This is a genomic window from Bifidobacterium simiiventris (genome assembly GCF_019331715.1).
Taxonomy (GTDB): Bacteria; Actinomycetota; Actinomycetes; order Actinomycetales; family Bifidobacteriaceae; genus Bifidobacterium; species Bifidobacterium simiiventris.
Genome location: NZ_JAHBBG010000032.1, coordinates 1 through 1,330 on the forward strand (window position 1 = coordinate 1; position 1,330 = coordinate 1,330).

At 64.4% G+C, this 1,330-nt stretch carries 1 protein-coding gene; it reads right to left on the reverse strand.

The features are described 5' to 3' along the window. Nucleotides 1-29 precede the first annotated feature (29 nt). Nucleotides 30-1,265 carry an ISL3 family transposase gene (locus tag KIH76_RS11475; protein ID WP_219070785.1) on the reverse strand — a complete coding sequence of 412 codons (1,236 nt, stop codon included), beginning with the start codon at nucleotides 1,263-1,265 and terminating at the stop codon, nucleotides 30-32. Nucleotides 1,266-1,330: the final 65 nt, after the last annotated feature.

Sequence of the window (1,330 nt, forward strand, 5' to 3'; positions counted from 1 at the left end):
GGCTATTCGCTGTTTGTGGTGGGTGATGGTCAGGTGGTGGTGACGGCTTTGAGGTCGAGTTTGCCGCAGGTCAGGTAGATCATGGTGGCGAAGTAGTCCATGTTGCGGAAGCCCCTCGCCCGTCGTTTGACGTTCTGGATGACGCTGTTGACGCCCTCGAGCACGGCGTTGGTGTACGGGTGCTCGAAGTAGGCGATGATCTCGGCGAAGTGGCGCCGGATCATGCGGGCGAGTTCCTTCATGGGCTCGAGCCTCGAGTGCATCATCCACGAGCACAGGCGGTGCAGGCGCACCCATGCCTCGGACGGAGTGGAGCTGTCCGCGTAGATGTCCTGCAGGACCTCGCGCATCCGGCAGGCGCGGCCGGTCTTCAACCGTTGCCTGGTCAGGCTCCGCTTCGTTTCCGCCTGCAGCTCGGTCAGGCTCTCCTCGTTGCGCAGCCACAGGTACTTCGTCCGTCTGAGCAGCGGGTTGGAGCGGCCCTCCGTCTTCCTGACCTTGTCGACGGCCTCGTTGGCGTGCTTGATCACGTGGAACTTGTCGATGATCCGCCGCGCGTTGGGAAGATGCTCGCGGATGCCCTTCCGGAAGCCCAGGCTCATGTCGCAGGTGACCAGGCGCACGTATTCGGGCACCCCGTTGTGGTCCATGAAATCGCCGACGAACCGTTTGACGGTGGTCGAGTCCTTGCCGGGCGTCACGTTGATCACGTCATGCTCCACGAGATCGGCGACGACCGTGATGTAATTGTGGCCTTTGCGGCTGGTCTCGTCGATGCCGACGGCCTCCACTCCCGTGTAGTCCTCCAGCTTCCTCGCCTCGTCGACGTAGTGGGCGATGAACCGCCACAGGCGGGTGTCGGTCTCGTCGACCTGTTCGGCGAGCGTGCTGACGGGCAGGTGGCGGGCCATCTCCACGGCCCACGCCTCGAACAGGAGCGTGAACCCGCTGCCGGGCCTGGCCCACGGGGCGCGAACCGTTCTCACGCCGTGCGCGGGACAGGCGACGCGGGGCATGGCGGCGTGGATGAACGCCTTGTACTGGAAGAAGTTCAGGTGCCGCCACACGCGTTCCCTCGTGTCATGCACCGGGCAGGCGGTCTCTCCGCAGCCCGTCTCGGGGCAACGGAAGCGCGCGCCGGGCTCGAAGCCGATCAGGATATGCAGCTCCTGACGGCCGTCGCCCGCGTCCCTGAAGTCCACGGACTCCACTTTCCAAGGAGACTGAAGCTGCAACGCGGCGGTGAACAGACAAGAGGTATCCATGCCTCCAACCTACCCGACCGGCATCACCTCACACCCAAACCACCCACCACAAACAGCGAATAGCC

Bases quoted from the DNA above. Each gene is read 5' to 3' on its own strand.
- KIH76_RS11475 (WP_219070785.1), bottom strand. From the start codon at position 1,265: ATGGATACCTCTTGTCTGTTCACCGCCGCGTTGCAGCTTCAGTCTCCT.